17 protein-coding genes are annotated in these 20,714 nt (G+C 73.5%); 3 read left to right on the top strand and 14 right to left on the bottom strand.

The window, feature by feature from the left end; genetic code table 11:
• Nucleotides 1–88: 88 nt before the first annotated feature.
• Genes QDR37_RS11080 through QDR37_RS11090 form a run of 3 tightly spaced genes read right to left on the bottom strand, consistent with a single transcriptional unit; the run spans nucleotide 89 to nucleotide 3,026 of the window.
• Entirely contained in the window at nucleotides 89–1,192 is a 1,104-nt protein-coding gene (locus QDR37_RS11080) for a Gfo/Idh/MocA family oxidoreductase (protein ID WP_279713824.1), read from the bottom strand.
• Complete coding sequence (locus tag QDR37_RS11085; protein ID WP_279713826.1) at nucleotides 1,177–1,878, bottom strand: ThuA domain-containing protein; 702 nt, start codon at nucleotides 1,876–1,878, stop codon at nucleotides 1,177–1,179. Before QDR37_RS11085 ends, QDR37_RS11080 begins: the two co-directional genes overlap by 16 nt.
• Entirely contained in the window at nucleotides 1,875–3,026 is a 1,152-nt protein-coding gene (locus QDR37_RS11090) for a Gfo/Idh/MocA family oxidoreductase (RefSeq protein WP_279714855.1), read from the bottom strand. Before QDR37_RS11090 ends, QDR37_RS11085 begins: the two co-directional genes overlap by 4 nt.
• Nucleotides 3,027–3,233: 207 nt before the next feature.
• Between QDR37_RS11090 and QDR37_RS11095 the strand changes: the two genes are divergently transcribed.
• Genes QDR37_RS11095 through QDR37_RS11105 form a run of 3 tightly spaced genes read left to right on the top strand, consistent with a single transcriptional unit; the run spans nucleotide 3,234 to nucleotide 7,244 of the window.
• Nucleotides 3,234–4,595, top strand: a complete 1,362-nt coding sequence (locus QDR37_RS11095; protein ID WP_279713827.1) for a glutamine synthetase family protein — start codon at nucleotides 3,234–3,236, stop codon at nucleotides 4,593–4,595.
• A complete protein-coding gene (locus QDR37_RS11100; protein ID WP_279713828.1) occupies nucleotides 4,595–5,722 on the top strand; it encodes an amidohydrolase family protein in 1,128 nt (375 codons plus the stop codon). Before QDR37_RS11095 ends, QDR37_RS11100 begins: the two co-directional genes overlap by 1 nt.
• 31 nt (nucleotides 5,723–5,753) lie before the next feature.
• Nucleotides 5,754–7,244: an APC family permease gene (locus QDR37_RS11105; protein ID WP_279713830.1), complete on the top strand. Its 1,491-nt coding sequence runs from the start codon at nucleotides 5,754–5,756 to the stop codon at nucleotides 7,242–7,244.
• Between the two features lie 7 nt (nucleotides 7,245–7,251).
• On the opposite strand, the gene QDR37_RS11110 is transcribed toward QDR37_RS11105, so the two are convergent.
• From QDR37_RS11110 to QDR37_RS11160, 11 genes are all read right to left on the bottom strand, one after another.
• Nucleotides 7,252–8,010, bottom strand: a complete 759-nt coding sequence (locus QDR37_RS11110; protein WP_279713831.1) for a class II glutamine amidotransferase — start codon at nucleotides 8,008–8,010, stop codon at nucleotides 7,252–7,254.
• Nucleotides 8,011–8,062: 52 nt separating this feature from the next.
• Nucleotides 8,063–8,833 (bottom strand): 3-oxoacyl-ACP reductase FabG, encoded by a 771-nt coding sequence (gene fabG, locus QDR37_RS11115; RefSeq protein WP_279713832.1) that lies wholly within the window; start codon nucleotides 8,831–8,833, stop codon nucleotides 8,063–8,065.
• Nucleotides 8,834–8,900: 67 nt separating this feature from the next.
• The gene (locus QDR37_RS11120) at nucleotides 8,901–10,739 is read right to left on the bottom strand and encodes a prolyl oligopeptidase family serine peptidase (protein ID WP_279713833.1); all 1,839 of its coding nucleotides are present in this window, start codon (nucleotides 10,737–10,739) and stop codon (nucleotides 8,901–8,903) included.
• Between the two features lie 54 nt (nucleotides 10,740–10,793).
• The gene (locus QDR37_RS11125; protein ID WP_279713834.1) at nucleotides 10,794–12,422 is read right to left on the bottom strand and encodes an ABC transporter ATP-binding protein; all 1,629 of its coding nucleotides are present in this window, start codon (nucleotides 12,420–12,422) and stop codon (nucleotides 10,794–10,796) included.
• Nucleotides 12,419–13,348 carry an ABC transporter permease gene (locus tag QDR37_RS11130; RefSeq protein WP_279713835.1) on the bottom strand — a complete coding sequence of 310 codons (930 nt, stop codon included), beginning with the start codon at nucleotides 13,346–13,348 and terminating at the stop codon, nucleotides 12,419–12,421. The genes QDR37_RS11125 and QDR37_RS11130 overlap by 4 nt, the downstream gene beginning before the upstream one ends.
• On the bottom strand, nucleotides 13,345–14,361 hold the full coding sequence (locus tag QDR37_RS11135; RefSeq protein ID WP_279713836.1) for an ABC transporter permease: 1,017 nt from the start codon (nucleotides 14,359–14,361) through the stop codon (nucleotides 13,345–13,347). Before QDR37_RS11135 ends, QDR37_RS11130 begins: the two co-directional genes overlap by 4 nt.
• A complete protein-coding gene (locus QDR37_RS11140) occupies nucleotides 14,354–15,907 on the bottom strand; it encodes an ABC transporter substrate-binding protein (protein WP_279713837.1) in 1,554 nt (517 codons plus the stop codon). Before QDR37_RS11140 ends, QDR37_RS11135 begins: the two co-directional genes overlap by 8 nt.
• 115 nt (nucleotides 15,908–16,022) lie before the next feature.
• On the bottom strand, nucleotides 16,023–16,607 hold the full coding sequence (locus QDR37_RS11145) for a helix-turn-helix domain-containing protein (protein ID WP_279713838.1): 585 nt from the start codon (nucleotides 16,605–16,607) through the stop codon (nucleotides 16,023–16,025).
• A gap of 34 nt (nucleotides 16,608–16,641) precedes the next feature.
• Entirely contained in the window at nucleotides 16,642–17,904 is a 1,263-nt protein-coding gene (locus tag QDR37_RS11150) for an MFS transporter (RefSeq protein ID WP_279713839.1), read from the bottom strand.
• A gap of 58 nt (nucleotides 17,905–17,962) precedes the next feature.
• Entirely contained in the window at nucleotides 17,963–19,480 is a 1,518-nt protein-coding gene (locus tag QDR37_RS11155; RefSeq protein ID WP_279713840.1) for a serine/threonine-protein kinase, read from the bottom strand.
• Between the two features lie 185 nt (nucleotides 19,481–19,665).
• On the bottom strand, nucleotides 19,666–20,592 hold the full coding sequence (locus QDR37_RS11160) for a hypothetical protein (RefSeq protein ID WP_279713841.1): 927 nt from the start codon (nucleotides 20,590–20,592) through the stop codon (nucleotides 19,666–19,668).
• Between the last annotated feature and the right edge of the window lie 122 nt (nucleotides 20,593–20,714).

Raw genomic sequence — 20,714 nt, forward strand, 5'->3', positions numbered from 1 at the left:
TCGATGCATTGCACCAGCGGCGGCTCGGCCGTGTCAAACCCCACGAACACGAGCCGATCGGCCGCCGCTCAGCGGGTGGGAGCGGACCTCACCAGGTGCTCGGCGTCACCCCCGCGGGCACCGCGTCGGGCCGCGAGGTCGTGGTCGAGAGGTCGACGGCCCGGCCCGTGCTGCTCGAGGCGGCGACGGCGTCCATGATCTCGAGCACGTGCAGGGCGAGGTCGCCGGAGGCGCGGTGCGGCCGGTCCGTCTCGACGGCGCGGGCGAGGTCGGCGAGCCCGTATCCGCGGGCCGCTTCGGCGTACCCGCCCGAAGGCTCCACGGTGCGCCACTCGCCGGACGCCGACTCGAACACCTCGACGGGGTCGTCGAAGCGGTTGGGGTCGGGCACGGCGATGGTGCCGGTCTCGCCGTAGAGCTCGAACAGCGGCATGGGCGCCTTCGTCGCCCAGCGGTCGAACGACACGGTGAGCGTCGAGAAGGGGCCGGAGGCGTGCTCGAGGACCGCCGTGACGGTCGTGTCGATGTCGATCGGGATCGTGGTGCCCGAGCTCGGCCCGGTGGCGATCGCGCGCTCCCTCGTCGACCGCCGACCGACGCCGCTCACCCGCGTGACGGGACCGAGCAGGGTGACGAGGGCGGTGAGGTAGTACGGGCCCATGTCGAGCAGCGGGCCGCCGCCGGGCTGGTAGAAGAAGGCGGGCGCGGGATGCCAGCGCTCGTGCCCTGGCGCGCTCCACACGGCGTTCGCGGAGACGGGCGCCCCGACGGTGCCGGCGTCGAGCACCTGCCTGGCGGTCTGCACACCGGTGCCGAGCACCGTGTCGGGCGCGCTGCCGACCCGGAGGCCGAGCGACGCGGCGAGCTCGAGCATCGGCCGCGCCTCGTCCACCGAGAGGCCGAGCGGCTTCTCGGCGAAGACGTGCTTGCCCGCCCGCAGGGCGCGCGTGCCGACCTCGACGTGCGCCGCCGGGATCGTGAGGTTGAGCACGACGTCGACGTCGGGGACGGCGAGCAGCTCGTCCACGGTCAGGGCCTGCACGCCCTGCTCGGCCGCGACCTCGCGCGCCCGCTGCTCGTTCATGTCCGCGACCGCGACGAGGCGCAGACCCGGCAGCCGCGGGAACGACGCGAAGTACTGAGCGCTGATGTTTCCGACGCCGATGACCCCGACCCTCAGCGGCTCGCCCACAGCAGCCCCCGCTCGATGATGGTGCGCACGTTGCGGTCGCGCAGGATCTCGACGCGGTGGCCCGGGGTCGAGACGAAGATGCGTCCTTCGCCCCACTGCCGCGTGTACACGGCGGGTGAGGTGATCGGCTTGTTCCACGGGTCCCAGGGGCGCACCGCCTGGGTGGTGGTGGCGAGCACGTCCATGTAGTCGTCGTGCAGCACCCAGTACTGCTCCGTCGTCAGCTCGAAGTCCTCGATGCCCGCCGTGATCTCGTGGCTGCGGCCGAGGTCGGTGATCTCGATCGTGTGCGGCAGGTAGTTGTCGTCCTGCTCGCCGGTGCGCTCGTCGGGGTGCTTGCCGGGGTGCTCGGCGAACTGCGCGCCGACCATCTGCAGGTACTGGGCCGTGTTCCGGTACGAGTCGGCGATGCCGCCGTGCCAGCCGGCGAACCCGGCGCCCGCCTCGATCGCGGCGCGGAGCCCGAGGAACTGGTCCATCTCGATCGTCGACATCGTCATCGTCTGCACGATGAGGTCGACCGTCGGCATGTACTCGGCGTCGGCGTAGACGGCGGGGGACTCCTCGATGCGGACCTCGTAGCCGTGCTCCTCGAGGAAGGGGATGAACTCCTCGGTCGCCTCCTTCGGCTGGTGGCCGAACCATCCGCCCCGGACGACGAGCGCCTGCTTCTTCGTGTCGGTCATCGGATGCCCTCCGTCGTCGTCCATGCGCTGCCGTTCGCGGCGCTCTCCTCGATCGCGGCGAGCACCCGCTGCACCTGCAGGCCCTCGTCGAACGACGGGCGCGGCGGGCGTCCGGCCGCGATGTCGTTCACGAAGTCGACGATCTGGTGCGAGAACGCGTGCTCGTAGCCGAGGCCGTGCCCGGTCGGCCACCAGGCGCCCACCCACGGGTGGGACGGCTCGGTGGCGAGGATGCGCTGGAAGCCGAGGGTCTCCTCGGGGTCCGTCGCGTCGTAGAACCAGAGGACGTTCATGTCCTCGAAGTCGAACGCGATCGCGCCGCGCTCGCCCGAGAGCTCGAACCGGAACGCGTTCTTGCGTCCGGTCGCCATGCGGGTCGCCTCGAACTGCCCGAGGGCGCCGTCGCCGAAGCGGGCGGTGAACAGGGCGGCGTCGTCGACGGTGACCGTGCCGGTCTCGTCGGAGGCGCGCCCGCTGAGCCCTGCGCGCTCGGCGAGCTTCGGGCGCTCCGTCACGAACGTCTCGAGCACCCCGCTCACCGAGGTGATGGGGGAGTCGGTGAGGTACTGCGTCATGTCGATCGCGTGCGCGCCGATGTCGCCGAGGGCGCCGGAGCCCGCGAGCGACTTGTCGAGGCGCCAGGTCATCGGGGCGGAGGCGTCGGCGAGCCAGTCCTGCAGGTACTGCGCGCGCACCTGGCGGATGCGGCCGAGCCTGCCCTCCTCGATCAGCCGCTTCGCGAGCCCGACGGCCGGCACCCGGCGGTAGCTGAAGCCGACCATCGCGAAGACGCCGCGCTCGGCGGCGGCCCGGGCGGCGTCGGCCATGCGCTCGGCCTCGGCGACGGAGTTCGCGAGCGGCTTCTCGCAGATCACGTGCTTGCCCGCCTCGAGGGCGGCGATCGCGATGTCGACGTGGCTGTCGCCCGGCGTGCAGACGTCGATGAGGTCGATGTCGTCGGCGTCGATCAGCGCCCGCCAGTCGGTCTCGGCGCGGGACCACCCCCACTTCGCCGCGGCCGCCGAGACGGCCTCCTGGTTGCGGCCCGCGACCGCCGTCATCCGCACCTGCGCGGGCAGGTCGAAGAACGCCGGAGCGCTCCGCCAGCCCTGCGAGTGCGCCGCTCCCATGAACCCGTAGCCGGCCATGCCGATCCCGAGCGTGCCGTCGGACAGTGCCACGCGAACCCCCTCGTCCCGATCTGCCGTCGCGCTCACCGCGCCGGCTCCGGGATCGACGCTACCGACGCCCTCCTGGGCGTGCAATTCGTATGGCACGGCAACGAATGCGTCGCTCGTGCCGACCGTGTCCGTAACGAGACGCACCCGGAAGCGGCCCTCTGCCAGCATGTCGCCGTGAGCACCCCCCGAGTCCTGCCCGCTCCGGATCCGGTCGCCCTCACCGCTGCGGCCGAGGCGCTGACCGAGCGCGGCGTGCGCCTCATCGGGGGAAGCTTCGTGAACAGCGCCGGCATCGTGCTCGGCAAGACGGTGAGCCCCGCGCGGCTCGGCGCGTTCGCGAGCAGCGGCCTCGGCGTCTCGCCCACCTGGAACGTGTTCTGCATCGACGGCGGCATCGCCTTCACCCCCGACCTCGGCGTCGTCGGCGACCTCCGCCTCCGCCTCGACCTCGACGCGCTCACCGAGCTCGACGGCGGCCTCGCGTGGGCGCCGACCGAGCTGTTCGACCAGGCCGGGGAGCCGCTGCCGATCGACCCGCGGGGCACGCTGCGGCGCGTCCAGGCCGACGTCGAGGCCGCGGGCCTGGACGTGCTCGTGGGGCACGAGCTCGAGTTCGTCGTCACCGCCGGGGACGGCGAGGCCTGGCCGCGCCGCGGCTGGACGCCCTACGGGTTCGGCCCGGTGCTCGACCACGAGGCCTTCCTCGCCGACCTGGTCGGCGAGGCGACCGCGGCAGGGCTCGGGCTCGAGCAGCTGCATGCCGAGTACGTGCCCGGGCAGTTCGAGTTCTCGCTGCCCCCGCTGTCACCCCTCGCCGCCGCGGACGCCGCGGTGCTCTCCCGGTTGCTCGTCTCGCGCATCGCGCGGCGGCACGGGCTGCTCGCCTCGTTCTCGCCGTTCCCGTTCGCGGGCGGCGGCGGCAATGGCGCGCACCTCCACTTCTCCTTCAGCCGGGACGGCGCGCCCCTCTTCTCCGGTGGCGACGGCCCGTACGGCATCACGACGGAGGGCGGCGCCGCGATCGGCGGGCTGGTGGAGGCGCTGCCCGGCATCCATGCGGTGCTGAGCGGCTCGATCCTCTCCGGCGCCCGGCTGCGGCCGGGGTTCTGGTCCGGGGCGTTCGCGTGCTGGGGCCGTGAGAACCGCGAGGCCGCGATCCGCTTCCTGGAGGCGACGCCCGGCAACCCGCACGGCGCGAACATCGAGGTGAAGCCGATCGACCCCTCCGCGAACCCGTACCTCGCGTCGGCCGCGGTGCTCGGCGCGGCGCTCCAGGGCGTCCGTGCCGGCACGGCGCTGCCCGCGGAGGTGCCGGTGAACCCCGTCGATGTCGCCGACGAGCGGGGGATCGTGCGCATGCCGTCCGAGCTCGCCCCGGCGCTCGACGCGCTCGAGGCGTCGGCGTCCGCCGCCCTCGTGCTGGGCGAGCCGGTCGTCGCCGCGGTGCTCGCAGTGCGCCGATGGGAGCTCGACCATCACGGCGACGTGCCCGCCGAGGAGCTGCCGGCCCGCTTCCGCTTCGCCTGGTCGATCTGATGGCCGACCTGGTCGGCTTCGTCGAGGCGCTGCCGCTCGTCGACCACCACGTGCACGGGTCGTTCCGTGCGGACCTCTCGCGCAGCCGCTTCGAGAACGCGCTGAACGAGGGCAGCACCGACCCGCTGCCCGAGTTCGTCTCGGGGTTCGACTCGCAGCTCGGCTTCGCGGTCCGCCGCTGGTGCGCCCCGCTGCTCGACCTGCCCCCGCATGCGGCCGCGGACGACTACTGGAGCCGCCGGGCGGAGCTCGGCGAGTCCGAGGTGAACCGGCGCTTCCTCCGCGCCGCGGGCGTCTCGGACTGGGTGCTCGACACGGGCTTCGGCGCGGACGAGGTGCTCTCGCTCGACGAGGTGCGTGACATCACCGGCGCGCGCGTCCACGAGGTCGTGCGGCTCGAGGCGATCGCCGCGATGCTGCTCGTTCAGGGCGCGGACGACTACCCTGCCCGGTTCCGGGCCGAGGTGCACGCCGCGCGGGTGCGGGGGGCGGCCGGAGCGAAGAGCGTCCTCGCCTACCGCACCGGGTTCGACATCGACTGGCGGCGACCTGGCGACGACGAGGTGCAGCGCGCCGCCGAGGCGCAGGTGGCGGCGGGGAACCCGCAGCTCAAGGACCGCTCGCTCATCGTCTTCGGGATCCTCGCCGCAGTCGACGCCGGGCTGCCCCTGCAGCTGCACGTCGGGTTCGGCGACCGCGACCTCGACCTGCACCGCACGAACCCGATGCTGCTGCTGCCGCTGCTGCGCACCCCCGAGGCGCAGGCCGTGCCGGTGCTGCTGCTGCACTGCTACCCCTACGAGCGGGAGGCGGGGTACCTCGCGCAGGCGTTCGGCAACGTCTATCTCGACGTCGGGCTCGCGCTCAACTACCTCGGCGCTCGCGCCGCCGCGCTCGTCGCCCGCAGCTACGAGGCCGCGCCGTTCGCGAAGGTGCTCTACTCCTCGGACGCCTGGGGACCGGCGGAGCTGCACTACCTCGGCGCCCGCCTGTGGCGGAACGCCGTCACCCGGGTGATCGGCGGCTTCGTCGACGAGGGGGAGTGGTCGCCGGGCGACGCCCGGCGCGTGCTCGAGCTCTCCGCCTCGGGCAACGCCCGCCGGCTGTACGGCCTGCCCGACTCCTGAACCAGCTCGACCGACGAGGAAGGACCCTTCCGTGACCGACGAGGCGCTCGCGCGCACGACCGAGAGCGACGGCGCCCCGGCGCTGCGCCGCAACCTGTCCGTCTGGGAGGCGATCGGCGTCAGCGTGGCGCTGATGGCGCCCTCGATGGCGATCAACATCAACCCGCAGGGCTCCGCCGGTCTCGTCGGCCGAGCCGTGCCGCTCACGTTCGTGATCGCGACGGTCGCGGTGCTGCTGATCGCCTACACGTTCGTGCGGCTGAGCCAGCGGTTCAACCACTCCGGCAGCGTCTACGGCTTCGTCGGGGTGACCCTCGGGCCGCGCTCGGGCGCGTTCAGCGGCTGGGCGATGGCGGGCACCTACATCTTCTACGGCGCCGTGACGAGCATGGCCTCCGGCATCTTCCTCACCTCGCTCGTGCAGCGCCTGTTCTGGAAGGACGCCCCGGACTGGCTCGGCTTCCTGCTCGGCTCGATCGTGCTCGCGGTCGTCTGGTTCCTCGCCTCCCGCCCCGCCAAGGGCGGCACCCGGTTCCTGTTCATCGCCGAGACGACGACGGTGGCGCTGATCCTCATCGTCGCGGTGGTGGTCGCCGTGCGGCTGCTCGTCGGCAACGCGCCCGGGGGCCACACCTTCGACCTGTCGGTGTTCGCGGTCGAACCGGGCAGCGACCCGTCGACCGTGTTCCTCGGGGTCGTCTTCGCCTTCCTGTCGTTCGCCGGCTTCGAGGCGGCGGCGACGCTCGGCGAGGAGGCGCGCGAGCCGCGGCGGGACATCCCGCGGGCCATCCTCGGCACGGCGATCTTCGGGGGCGTGTACTTCATCGTCGTCACCGCGATCGAGGTGATGGGCTTCGGCACCGACGCGAAGGGCGTGAAGGCGTTCGTCGCGTCGGGCTCGCTCGTCGGCGACCTCGGCGCGACGTACATCGCCCCGTGGATCGGTGACCTCATCACCCTCGGCGCCGCGTTCAGCGCCGTCGCGTGCTGCCTCGCCTGCGCCGTGGGCGCCTCGCGGCTGATCTTCGCGCTGTCGCGCGACGGCCTCGGCCCGGCGCCGTTCTCGCGGGTGTCGGCGAGGCACGGGGTGCCGAACGTGGCCGTCGCGGCGGTCGCGGTGCTCATCTACGTGTTCATCGCGGTGTCCTGGTTCGTGCTCCGCGTGAAGCCGTTCGACCTGTTCGTCACCTCCGGCACCACGGGGACGCTGATCCTGCTCGTCGCCTACGTGCTCGCGACCATCGGGGCGATCCGGCTCCTGTTCTTCAGCGGCGCGCGCAAGGTGGCGACGTGGGAGATCGTCGTGCCGATCCTCGCGCTGCTCGTGCTGGCGTACACGCTGTTCCGGAACATCGTCCCGCTGCCCACCGGCGCCGGCCTCTGGGGTCCCGGGCTCGCGGTGGCCTGGCTGGTCGTCGCGCTCGTGGGCGTGCTCGCCCGCCCCGCCGCGGCGGTGCGCGCCGGACAGCTGCTCGCGCGGTCCGAGGGCCTGTCGACGACGGAGGCGCCTGTCGGCGGCTGACCGGGGCTCAGGCGGCGGCGGCCACCTCGGCGAGGTCGCGGACATCGACCTCGAGGGTGTGGCGCTGCACGACGAGCAGCTGCCCGTTCTCGAGAGAGCGCCAGCCGTCGCCGCCCCAGCCGGTCGACGCGACGACGACGGCGTCCGGCGTCACCCGGTAGCGCAGCCGGTAGTACTCGGGACCCTCGAGCGCCTCGGCCTCTGGCCGGAAGCGGTTGGCCACGACGAGCTCGGTGCTCGTCAGCACCATGGCGTTCAGGCACGTGTAGTCGAAGCCGCCCTCCGCGATCGCGGTGGTGGTCTCCGCGAGCGCGGCGGCGACGTCCATGCGGCGCGCCTTGTCGAGCACCGAGAGGTAGTAGCGCTCGCTGTCCGTCGTGCCTTCCCGGAGGCCGCGCACGTCCTCGGCGACGAGCTCGTCGAGCCGGGTCGCGGGCCGGATCGCGCCGTTGTGCGCGAACGCGATCCGGCCGTCCGTGAAGGGATGCGTGTTGCGGACGTCGATCGCGAGGCCGTCGGTGGCCCACCGCACATGGGCGACCGCCGCGTCGGTGCGGTGCTCCTGGGAGACGCGGGCGAACTCCGGGCTCTCGTGCGCCGGGTCCGGGTACCGGGCGGTACCGACGCCGTCCTCGGTCGCCCAGGCGAGACCCCAGCCGTCCGTGTGCTGGCGCGCGAGGTCGACGAACCGCTGCAGCGCGTCCGCGCCGAGCACCTCGGTGAGCGTCGTGGGGGTGCGGGAGACGTAGGCGAGCAGGCGGCACATGCGTGCCATCCTCCATCGGATCCACTCGGAGGCTCGTCAGGAGGCCTGCGCGTCAGAGCATCACGTCGCCGCCGTTCGGGCCGAGCGTCTGGCCCACGTAGTAGCTGCCTCCGGCGGACGCGAGCAGCACCGCGGTCGGCACCACCTCCTCGACCCGGCCGAACCGGCCGATCGGCAGCTCGGCGAGCTTCGTGCTGCGCCAGGCCTCGGTCTCGCCGGCGAGCAGCGGCGTCTCGATCGGCCCGGGCGCGATCGCGTTCACGAGCACGCCGCGGGCCGACACCTCGCGGGCGAGCGACTTCGTGAGCCCGATCACGCCCGCCTTGCTGGCCGCGTAGTGCGCGGCGCCGGCCCCACCGATCTGGCCGAGCTGCGAGGCGATGGTGATGATCCGCCCGTCGGAGCGCTCGAGCATCTGGGGCAGCAGAGCGCGGGTGCAGAGGAACACGCTGCGCAGGTTCACGGCGATCACCCGGTCCCAGTCCTCGACCGTCATCGATTCGACGAGCGCTTCGCGGAAGATCCCGGCGTTGTTCACGAGCACGTCGACGCGGCCGAAGCGCTCGAGCGCCGCGGCGGCCATCGCCTGCACGGCCGCCGCGTCGCTCACGTCCGCCTGCACGTGGAGGGGCTCGTGACCCGCTGCCCGGATGCCGTCGAGGGTCGCGGCGGCGTCCCGCTCGCCCGCGAGATCGACGACGACCACGTCGGCGCCCTCCCGGGCGTACGCGACGGCGATGCCCTGCCCGATGCCGGACGCGGCCCCGGTGACGAGGGCGACGCGACCGTCGAGCAGGCCGGAGGCGGGAGCGGGAGGCGTCACCGCTCCGGTGTACCGCACGCCGCGGAGCGACGGCTGCGCTCCGCCGCGCGGACGCGGGGATCGAGGATCACGTGCTCCGGCCGAGGGACCTCGTGAGGAACCGGACCATCGTCTCGGCGAGGCGGGCGCGGGAGGCGGTCCGCCGGTACTCGTGGCCCTCGCCGGGCAGCTCGAGGTACTCCACGTCGCGGCCCGCCGCGCGCAGGCGCCGGACCACCTGGGTCGCCTCGCCGAGGGGCACGTTCGTGTCGAGCTCGCCGTGCACGACGAGCAGCGGCACGTCGATGGCGTCCGCGCGGGGCAGCGGTGAGAGCGCCTCGAGCATCGCCGCGTCGGCGGCCGGGTCGCCGTACTTCGGGACGGCGGCGATGCCGATCCACGCGTCGGTGTCGCGGTAGAAGGTGCGCAGGTCGCTCATGCCGCAGATGTCGACGCCGGCGGCGAAGACGCCGGGCAGGAAGGCGAGGGCCGCGAGGACGAGGTAGCCGCCGTACGAGCGCCCGGTGACGCCGATGCGGTCCGGCGCCGCGAGCCCTGCGGACACGAGGTGCGCGGCCGAGGCGCGGACGTCGCCGAAGGCGGCGAAGCGGCCGGATCGGTCGTCGGCCTCGCGGAATGCGCGGCCCGAGCCGCTCGAGCCGCGGATGTTCGCGGCGAGCACGGAGATGCCGGAGGCGGCGAGCGCCTGGAGCTGCGGCGCGAAGCCGGGTCGCTCCTCCGACTCCGGACCGCCGTGCAGGTACACGACGGCGGGGGAGCCGGGGCCCGCGCCGGGCGCGCGGTACAGCCAGCCCGTCAGCGGCAGGCCGTCCTCGCCGGAGAACCGCTCGAGGGACGGCTCGACGAGCCCCTCCGGCACGGTGGGCGCAGGGGTGATCCGCGACGAGCGCCCGTCCGCCAGGTCGAGCCGGAACACGCCCCGCGGCTGCGCGGGCCCTTCGAGCGCGAGCAGCGCGGTCCTGCCGTCCGGGGCGAGCACGGCCGTGGTGACGAGCGGCGCGGGCAGCAGGACCTCCTCGCGGCCGCCGTTCGGCTCGAGCAGCTCGAGGCGGCTGCAGCCGCCGACGTTCCAGAGCAGCAGGAGCAGCCCGCCGGCGGCGTCGGTCGAGACCGCCTCGAGATCGGCGTGGGCATCGGTGGCGACGTCCTCGAGCGTGAGCCCGCCGTCGGTCTCGCGGACGGCCCGCGCGAGGCGCATCCGCTCGGCGCCCGCGTCGGTGACGACGTACACCGCGCCGTCCTTCGTCACGGCGGCGGCCTGGACCACCCCGGAGGCGGTCCGCGGCGCCCACCGGGTACCGGTGCGGAGGTCGACGACGACCGGTGCCTCCTGCCCGCGCGGGCCCTCGGCGACGACGGCGGTGGCCCCGTCGTCCGACAGCGCGAGCAGGGTCGCGATCGGCGCGTCGACCAGCTGCTCGAGCGCACCGGTGCGGGGGTCGGCGAGCACGATCCGCGTCGGGCGGCCCGCCACCCGCGGCAGCAGGGTCGCAGCGACGCGGCCACCGCTCCACGGTCCGAGCTCGGCGTGCTCGTCCACGTCGCCGGCGACCCTCCGGGCGTCGCGGCCGTCGGCCCGAACCGTCCACACCTCGGTCCGCACCCCCGCCACCGCCAGCTGGCAGGCGAGCAGCGTGCCGTCGGGCGACCACGAGACCGCGACGGCGGGGCCCGCCGCGAGGGGCACAGCGCGGGCGGAGCCGACGTCGTCGGGGTCCTGGACGTGGACGGTGGGCTCCCCGCCGCGGTCGCTGAGGTAGGCGACGCGGCGGCCGTCGGGCGAGAGTGCGGGTGCCCAGCTCGCCTCGGCCGCGGCGAGCACGGCGCGGAGCTCGGCGGCGCGGTCGCTGAGAGCGACCTGTGCATCGTCGGGCCGTCGGCCGCGTTCCTCGTCGCGCTCGAACACGCGGGCTCCTTCCGGGCAGGGGTGGGCGGGACGGCAGGACGGCGGGACCGGGACTCAGTGCCCGGTCAGCGCCGCCGGCCGCTCGGGGGGCACCGCGGCGAGCAGGTCCCGCGTGTACTGCTCACGCGGCGCGGCGAACAGCTCGACGGCCGGGCGGTGCTCGACCGTCCGGCCGCGCTGCAGCACGAGCACGTCGTGGCTCATCTGCTGCACGATCGCGAGATCGTGCGCGATGAAGAGGTAGGTGAGACCGAGCTCCCGCTGGAGGCGCGCGAGCAGGTCGAGGACCGTCGCCTGGATCGACACGTCGAGCGAGGCGGTCGCCTCGTCGAGGATCATCAGCTCGGGCTCCAGCGCGAGGGCGCGCGCGATGCTGACCCGCTGCCGCTGACCCCCGGACAGCTCGTGCGGGAAGCGGCTCGCGTAGGCGGGATCGAGCCCGACGAGGTCGAGCAGCTCCTCGACGCGACGCCGGCCGCCGGAGGTGCGGCCGAGCCCCGGCAGCGCCTCGCCGATGCTCGTGCCGATGCGGCTGCGAGCGTTCAGTGACGCGAACGGGTCCTGGAACACCATCGCGATCCGCCGGCGGAGCGACCGGGGCACGCGGCCGTGCCGCGCGAAGAGGTCCGCGCCCCCGAGCGTCGCGGTGCCGGCGTCGGGCCGGACGAGGCCGGTGAGGGCGCGGGCGATCGTCGACTTGCCGGAACCCGACTCGCCGACGATGCCGAGGGTTCGGCCCCGGCGCACCTCGAACGACACGTCGTCGACCGCGTGCACGACCGTGCGGCCCGCGGCGGTCTGCACGGGGAAGCGCACGTCGAGCCCCTGCACCCGCAGCACCGGCTCGCCCGTCGCGGGAGCCGGCTCGGGGAGCTCGTCGACCGGGCGGATGCGGGGACGCGCAGCGAGCAGCCGCCGCGTGTACGGGTCCTGCGGCTGCTGGAAGAGCTCGTCGACGGGAGCGTGCTCGACCTCCCGGCCGCTGCGCAGCACGAGCACGTCGTCGGCGACCCGGCCGATGACGCCGAGGTCGTGGCTGATCCAGACGACGGCGGTGCCCCGGTCGCGCTGCAGCGCCTGGACGAGGTCGATGATCTGTGCCTGCGTGGTCACGTCGAGCGCGGTGGTGGGCTCGTCCGCGATGAGGAGCGCCGGGTCGCACGACAGGGCGATCGCGATCATCACCCGCTGCCGCTGCCCGCCGGAGAGCTGGTGCGGGTAGCCGCCGAGCCGCGCCTCGGGATCCGGGATCCCGACGGCCTCGAGCAGCTCGAGCGCCCGCCTCGTCGCAGCCCGCCGGGTCATGCCGAGATGCGCCTCGATGCTCTCGGTGAGCTGGCGGTCGATCGTGAGCACGGGGTTCAGGGAGGTGCCGGGATCCTGGAAGACGAAGCCGATGCCGCCACCGTGCACGCTGCGGAGCAGCCGTGGCGGGGCCCCGACGAGCTGCGCGGGCTCGCGGCCGCCGTCGGTGAACCGGCTCGATCCGCCGACGACGGCGCCGGGGGCGTCGAGCAGACCGGTGGCGGCGAGCACCGTCATCGACTTGCCGGACCCGGACTCGCCGACGATGCCGAGCGTCTGGCCGCGGTGCGCGGCGAGCGACACGCCCTGCACGATGCCGGTGCGCCCGATGCCGACGGTCAGGCCGTCGACCGCGAGCACCAGGTCGGGAGCGGTCATCGGCGGGTCCTCGCTTCCAGCACGGTCCGCTGGCGGGGATCGAGGACGTCGCGGAGGCCGTCACCGAGCAGGTTGAACGCGAGCACCGAGACGAAGATCGCCGCGCCGGGGAAGACGCTCATCCACCAGGCGAGGCCGAGGAACCCCTGCGCGGTGAAGAGCATCCCGCCCCACGAGGGCTGCGGCGGCTGGATGCCGAGACCGAGGAACGACAGCGCCGCCTCGGAGAGGATCGCGAACGCGAGCGACAGCGACGTCTGGACGAGCACAGGACCGGAGATGCCGGGCAGCACGTGCCGGACGAGGATCGCCCAGGTCGGGGTGCCCATGGTCCGGGACACCTCCACGTACGGCTCGACGCGCACGGCGAGGGTGCTCGCCCGCGCGACCCGCGCGAAGATCGGCGTGTACACGACGCCGATCGCGAGGATCGTCGTGACCATCCCGGGCTGCAGGATCGCGACGATGGCGAGCGCGAGCAGCAGCACGGGGAAGGCGAACATCACGTCCGCGATGCGCATGATCACGGTGTCGACCCAGCCGCCGAGGTAGCCGGCGAGCACGCCGGCTGCGGTGCCGACGATGAGGGCGAACGCGACGGAGACGACCGCGACGGTGAGCGACACCTGCGCAGCGCCCACCGTGCGGACGAGGATGTCGCGGCCGAGGTCGTCGGTGCCGAACCAGTGCTTCCCCGAGGGGCCCTGCAGGGCGTGCAGCACGTCGGTGTGGTTCACACCGGCCGCAACGAGTGGGGCGGCGACGACCGCGACGAGCACGAGCACGAGCAGCACAACCGCGCTCGCGACGGTGACCGGGCTCCGCAGCAGCAGCCGCCATGCGGCGATGCGCGTGCCGGCGGCGGCGATCGGCGCGGCCTCGGGCAGCGGCACCGGGACGGGCTTCGAGGCGTCGACGTTCGTCATGCGAGCCGGATCCGTGGGTCGGCGACGGCGTAGAGCACGTCGACGAGGAAGTTGATGAGCAGGAACAGGGCGGCGATGAGCAGCACCGCGCCCTGGATGAGCGCGTAGTCGCGTGCGGCGACGGCGCTGTAGACGAGCAGGCCGAGTCCCGGCCAGGCGAAGACGACCTCGACGACGATGACGCCGCCGAGGATCGTGGCGAGCTGGATGCCCGTGATCGTGAGCATGGGGATGAGCGCGTTGCGGACGATGTGGCGCAACACGACGACCCGCGGGGCGAGGCCCTTCGAGCGGGCGGTGCGGACGTGGCCGAGGTCGGCGACGTCGAGGACGGCCGCGCGGATGTAGCGGGTCATGATCGCCGCGGCGACGACCCCGACCGTGGTGCCGGGCAGGATCACGCGGCGCAGCCACTCGACCGGGTCCTCGGTGATCGGCACGTAGCCCGACGAGGGCAGCAGCCGCAGCAGCGACGAGAAGACGGTGATGAGCAGCATGCCGACCCAGAAGTCGGGCACCGAGACGCCGAGCTGGGACAGCGCGCGGACGACCGCGTCGGAGGCGCGGCCCTGGTGCAGCGCCGACCAGATGCCCGCAGGCACGGCGATGGCGAGCGCGATCACGATGCCGACGAGCGCGAGCGACGCGGTCGCGGGCAGCCGGCCGAGCAGCGTCATCGTGACGGGCTCGCCGTCGCGGAAGCTCGTGCCGAGGTCGCCCGAGAGCGCGTGGCCGATGTAGGTGACGAACTGCAGCCACAGCGGCCGGTCGAGGCCGTTCGCCGCGCGGAGCGCGTCGTACGACTCCTTCGTGTACCGGGTGCCGAGCGCGATGCGCACCGGGTCGCCGGGCACGAGGTGGATGAGCACGAAGACGACCACCATGACGCCGAGCAGCACCACGAGGGACGAGCCCAGACGGTGGAGCAGGAAGCGCACGAGCGGGTGCGCCTGTCGCCGGCGGGCCGGGGGAGCGACGTCCCCCGGCCCGCCGGCGACACGGGCGTCAGCCAAGCGAGACGTCCTTGAAGCGGATCGCTCGGTCGCCACGCACGGTGTAGCCCTTGACCTTGCTGTCGTAGGCCTGGATCACGGTGGGGTTGTACAGGTAGATGTAGCTCGCGTCGTCCGCGATCTGCGTCGCGGCCTGCGCGTAGTCCTGCTTGCGCTTCGCCTGGTCGGTCTCGGTCCGGGCCGCGTCGAGCAGCTTGTCGACCGTCTTGTTCGAGTAGCCCTGCGCGTTGCTTCCACCGCCGGTGTGGTGCTGGTTGTAGTAGAAGTCGTCCGGGTCGATGTTGCCGAGCCAGCCCATCATGAGCATGTCGAACTTCCCGGAGTTCTGCTGCTGCAGCCAGGTGGCGAAGTCGGGGGTCCTGATCGACACCTTGATGCCGAGCGGCTGCAGCTCATCGGCGATGACCTGCGCGGCCGAGACCGTCTCGGGGTAGTCCGACGTGGCGAGGAAGTCGAGCTTGACGGTGCCGGAGACGCCCGCCTGCGAGAGCAGCTGCTTCGCCTTCGCGATGTTCGTGGAGTACTTGTCGTACGACGTGTACCAGGCGCTCTGCTTCGGGATCGCGAGCTCGTTGACCTGGGCGTTGCCGTACTTCGCGACCTTCACGATGTCGTCGCGGTTGATCGCGTACGCGATCGCCTGGCGCACCCGCACGTCGTTCCAGGGCTTCCGCTTCTCGTTGAGCGCGAGGTACCAGTAGTCGTTGCTCGGGACGTTGCCGAGGGTGATGCCGCTCGCCGACTTGAGCGTGGACACCTGCTGCGCGGGGATGGAGTCGGTCCAGTCGATCTCGCCGCTCTTCAGCGCCGCGATCGCGGTGGCACCGGAGGAGATGAAGCGGTAGGTGATGCCGGCGACCTTCGGTGCGCCGCCCCAGTACTTCGGGTTCGCCTTCAGGGTGATCGAGTCGCCCTGGGTCCACTTCGCGACCGAGAACGGGCCGGTGCCGATCGGCTGCGTCGCGATCTTCTTGTCGGTGACGTTCGACTTCTCGACGATCGCCATGCCCTTGAAGCCGCCGAGGTTCGACAGGAGGTTCGGGGTCGGCTGCTTCAGGCTGATGACGACCGTGCTCGGGTCCTTCGCCGTCACCGACTTCACGTTCGCGAACTTGTACGCGTTCGACAGCTTGTCGTCGATGATCCGGTTGTACGAGTAGACGACGTCGCTCGCGGAGAACTTGCTGCCGTCCTGGAACGTCACGCCCTGCCGGAGGGAGAAGGTCCAGGTCAGCTGGTCCGTGCTCGTCGTCCACGACTTCGCGAGCGCCGGCTGCATCGTGAGCTTCGCGTCGGGCTCGACCAGCGTGTCGAAGACGTTCTCGAGCACCTCGAACGAGAAGTACGACGACGTCTTCTGCGGGTCGAGCTGGTCGGGCTCACCGGCGATGGCGACCTTCAGGGTGCCGCTCGCGCCGCCGGCGCCGCCGCTGCCCTTCACGTCGACCTTCGATCCCGTCGAGCAGCCCGCGAGCAGCAGCGCTGCCGCGACCGCGCCGGCGATGACCGCCGGGCCTCGTCCTCTCGATACCGCTACGCGCGCCATGGCGTCCCCTCGTCATCAATACGGTGATGGAATCGTCATTCTGTCGACCGATGAAACGTGCGGCAAGGGGCACGCGAGGACGAAACACAACCGTCACACGGCGACCGTGGGCGCGTCAGGACTCGAACGGCGTGACGGCGCCCAGGACGACGGTCTCGGCGCCGGTCGGGTTCGCCCACCAGTGCGGCGTCGAGCACCCGTACGTGATCGTGTCTCCAGGCGCGAGCTCGACCCGGCGCTCGCCGTGCACCACCAGCAGTCCGCCGGACTCCACGGTCACGGTCTCGGTGCCCAGGTGGCGGTAGGGGCGGCCCTCGTTGCTGAACCCGGGCGGCAGCGTGCTGCGGATCAACTGCAGCACCGTCTCGCTCGGCGGCGTGAGCAGCTCGCGGCGCGCCTGCCGCTCCGCCGGCTCGTCGGCCGATGTGGGGAGCAGCGGCCGCTCCGAGGCGCGGACGACCATCGAGTCCTCGACCACGCCGGAGAGCAGCTTCGGCAGGGGCAGGTTGAGCGCCGCGGCGATCCTGCTGAGCGACGTGAACGACGGGTTGCCGTGCCCCCGCTCGAGCTCGCTGATGAGGCCCGAGCTCACTCCGGCGCGCTGCCCGAGCGCCTGAACCGAAAGGCCCTGCCGTTGCCGCTGCACGCGGACCGTGGCCCCGAGCGTGCTGACCGCCAGGCTCTCCTCCGCGTCCACCACACGGCTCAGGCTAGTTGCCGAGCCCGTCCCGTCCTCAGGGCAGGCCGGGACGGGCGGTGTCCGGCCCCGAGGCGGAGCGGCCCAGCCCGCCCCGTTCGCCGCCCTCCGGGCGGAGGCGACGGAGCCCGACGACGCCGGCGACGGCGGCGAGCAGCCCCGCCGCGACAGGCACCGCGAAACCGGTGCGGGCGCCGAAGCCGTCGATGATCGCGCCGGTGACCGCGGCCGAGAGGGCGTACGTGATGTTCAGGGCCGTGCCGGTCCAGGCGAGGCCCTCGGTGAGCCGCGCGGGCGGCACGAGCGCCTCGACGAGCGTCGTGCCGCTCGCCATGACGGGGGCGATGAAGGCCCCGGCGACGAGGAAGACGACCGCGAGCAGCGGCACGGTCGGCACGAGCAGCATCGGCACCGTGCCGAGGCCGAGCAGCACGAGCACGGCGACGAAGCGGCGGTCGACGCGGCTGCGCCACCGGATCGCGCCGTAGACGAGCCCGGACGTCATGCTCCCGATCGCCCAGAGCGACAGCACCGCACCTGCGGCAGCCGGCACGTGCTCCGCCCGGGTGAACGCGGCCACGGTCACCTCCGCGCCGCCGAACAGCACGCCGCAGGCGAGGAACGCGGTGACGAGCACGAGCACCCCGCGCATCCGCAGCACGGACCCGCCGGCCGCGTGCCGGCGCAGGTGCGGGTGGTCACGGGCGGCGGGCGGCTGGGTGCGGGCCTGGGCGGCGAGCAGGAACCCGCCGGCCACGGCGGACGCGGCGGCGACGAGCAGGCCGACCGCCGGGTGCACGAGCGTCGCGAGCAGCACCACGACGATCGGGCCGACGATGAAGACCACCTCGTCGAGGACGGACTCGAGCGCGAACGCGGTCTGCATCCGCTCGGTGCCGCTGAGGAGCGCGGCCCAGCGTGCCCGAACGAGGGAACCGACCGACAGCTGCGAGGCGCCCGCGAGGGCGGAGAAGACGAACAGCAGCACCGGGGGCGCCGAGAGCACGGCGGCGAGCACGAGGGCGAGCAGCATCGCGGCGTGCACGGGGGCCGCGAGGCGGAGCATGCGCGCCTGCCCGTGTGTGTCGACCTGCCGGGCGACGAACGGGGCGACGACCGAGCAGCTCACGCCGAATGTCGCGGAGACGGCGCCGCCGAGCGCGTACGACCCCGTGAGCCGCTGCACGAGCAGCACGGACCCGAGGCCGACCATGGCGATCTCGAGGCGCGCGAGCAGGCCGGCCGCGGAGAACGCGAGCGCGCCGGGCAGCACGAGGATCGAACGGTACGGCGAGAGCACCGCAGGAACCTACCGGCGGACCGCCGGGCCGTGCCTGGTGAGGGCCCCCGCGCCGGGATCAGCGCCGGTGCGCCGAGCGGGCGGGATGACGTTGCTGCGGGTGCGTCTTCGCGGCGTGCCGGTGCTGCGTCGTCGGCTGGTGCTTCGCGTGGTGCCCGGCGTGCCCCGCGCCGTCGTGCTTCCCGTGCCTCTCGCCGTGGTGCTTCCCGTGCCCTTCGCCGTGCCCCTTGTCCTTCTTGCCGCCGCCCTTGTGGCCGCCCTTGCCCTTCGATCCCTTGTTCTTGCCGGTCCCGCCCTTCGAGGACGCCTTCGGTTTCGCGGGCGCGGTGTGAGCGGTCGCCGCCGCGGTGCCCCTGCCCGAGGTGCTGCGCGCGGCGGACGGGCCCGTGGAGGTGGCGCTGCGGAGGGAGACGGTGCGGGCGACGGCGGGCACGGCGGCGATCGAGGACGGCGCACCGCTCGACGGGCTCGGGAGGGCGGTCGGACCGCCCGCGACGGCACCGGCGGCGGCGTCGGCGGCGCCACCCTGCGTCGGCGCGGGCACGCCGCCCAGGGCGAGGGCGCTGCCGGCGGTGATGGCCACCGCCACCGCCGCGGCGGCGCCGAGGAGCCGCAGCGCCGCGGGCCGGGTCGAGCGCGCGGGCAGGAACCCCGTGAGCTGCGGCTCGAGCTCCGGCAGCGGCTCGAGGAAGGCGGGGACCATGAGACCGCCGGTCAGCCCGGCCTCCTCGGCGGTCATCGCACCGACGAGCGCGTCGAGCCGGTCGCGGACCTGGGCGGCTCGAGGGCGCTGGTCGGGGTCGAGCGCGGTCATCGCCGAGAGCAGGTGCGCGAGCGCCGGCGACGCCGTCGGGGGCAGGGCGGGCGGGCGGTGCAGGCGCGCGACCGCCGACTCGGCGAGGCTGCCGCGGTAGGCCCGCTCGCCGGTCAGCGCCTCGATGAGCACGAGCCCCAGGGCGTAGACGTCGCTGGCGGTGCCGACCGTCGCGCCCCGCACCTGCTCGGGACTGAGGTAGGCGGCGGTGCCGACGATCGTGCCCGTGCCGGTGACGCGGGTCGCGCCGATCTCGAGCGTGATGCCGAAGTCGGTGAGCTTCGCCGACGGCCCGATCAGGCCGTCGGAGCCGTCGCGGACGAGGATGTTCGCGGGCTTCACGTCGCGGTGCACGAGGCCGCGCTCGTGCAGCGCGGCGAGGGCGTCGGCGACGTCGGCGACGATGCGCCGAACGCGCTCCGGCTCGAGCGGGCCCTGCTCGTGCACGAGCGCGCCGAGGTCGGCGCCGCGGACGAGCTCGAGGACGAGGTACGGCACGGAACCCGGGTCGGCCGACGCGTTCAGCACCTGCACGAGGGTCGGGTGCGCGACATCGGTGAGCACCTGCATCTCGCGGGTCGTGCGCGACGGGTCGAGCGCCTCCGCGACGTCGCGCCGGTAGACCTTCACCGCGACGTCGCCGCCGTGCACGAGGTCCTGGGCCTCGAAGACGTCGGACATGCCGCCGCGCCCGAGCCGATCGAGCAGGTGGTAGCGGCCGTCGAGCACGTCGCCCGGGCCGGGGCGCCGGTCGTCCTCCATGAGGAAGCCTCCGATCGGCGCGGGGTGGGGTGGCTGCGCCGAGCATTCATATCGGAGGACGCTGGGTGCGCACTCGCCGATGCCTGCACGGTAGCCGATCAGCACGTCGACGCCCGGCGAGTGGTATCGGATCGATACCGACGGGGAGGTGACGGCCTGCTCGCCCGCCGGGGTGGGAAGTCCCGTCAGCCCGTGCGCCCGCGCAGCGACCGCAGGTACGCCTCGCCCTGCGGGGTGATCCGCAGCCGCTGGTCGCGCAGCGAGCGGGTCACGTAGCCGGGACGCCGGAGGGCGTCGTGGTGCACGCCGACGTGCTTCGCGAGCACGCCGTCGCCGTAGCGGTCGGTGAGCCACTCGATGCCTCGGTTCGACAGCGCATCGATGCCCGCTTCCTTCGCCGCGGCGAGCACCCAGAGCACCCGGTCGCGCTTCAGCGGCACCTCGTGGAACGCGGGCATGCCCGGCGGCACCCCGGGCAGCTCGTCGAGCGACTCGAGCTCCGGGGGCGGGGTCGGGCGCCCCCGGCCGCCGTGAGCGGAGGACCGCTGCCGAGGCGGCCGCCCGTGCACGGCGCCGAAACCCGACTCGAGCGCCGTCTCGGCCTGCCCGGTGAGGAAGAACTCGCCCGGCGCACCGGCCGGCGCGACGAAGCCGGCCCGGATCGCGGAGTCGACGTCGCGGTTCAGGTTGCCGGGCAGCGGCTCCCGGGCCCGACGGAACACCTGACGCACGTCGTTCACGGTGAAGGTCTCCGCCGTGTCGTTCCGCGTCAGGTAGCCCGCGAAGGCGACGATCTTCTCCACGTTCGTCTTCGCGCCCGTCGACTGCAGCAGCTCGCGAGGCGTCGACGGCGGTCCGGGAACCGGTTCGGGTGCCGGTGCCGGCGCCGGTGCGGGTGGGTGAGCGGGCTGATCGGGGGAGGGGGAGACCGTCGGCGTCGCGGCGCTGCGGGAGGTCTCGGAGCGGAGGTCGAGCACGGCCTCCTGGCCGACGCCCGCGGGGTGCTCCTGCCCGGTCAGATACGCCAGGATGTGCGCGGCCTGCGCCAGGCTGATGTCGTCCTCGAACACCATCCGGCCGGACAGGACCAGGTGGACGCTGGTGTCGCTCATGATGACGCCCGGTATACCAGCCATACCCCAGAGCGCGCCGGTGGAGGATGCTCCCGGTACGTGGGTCGACCAGGCGGAGTCGACTGACGCTGGTCCGGCGGCTCGTCCGACCAGGGCTGCGT

This window comes from Amnibacterium sp. CER49 (genome assembly GCF_029846255.1).
GTDB lineage: Bacteria > Actinomycetota > Actinomycetes > Actinomycetales > Microbacteriaceae > Amnibacterium.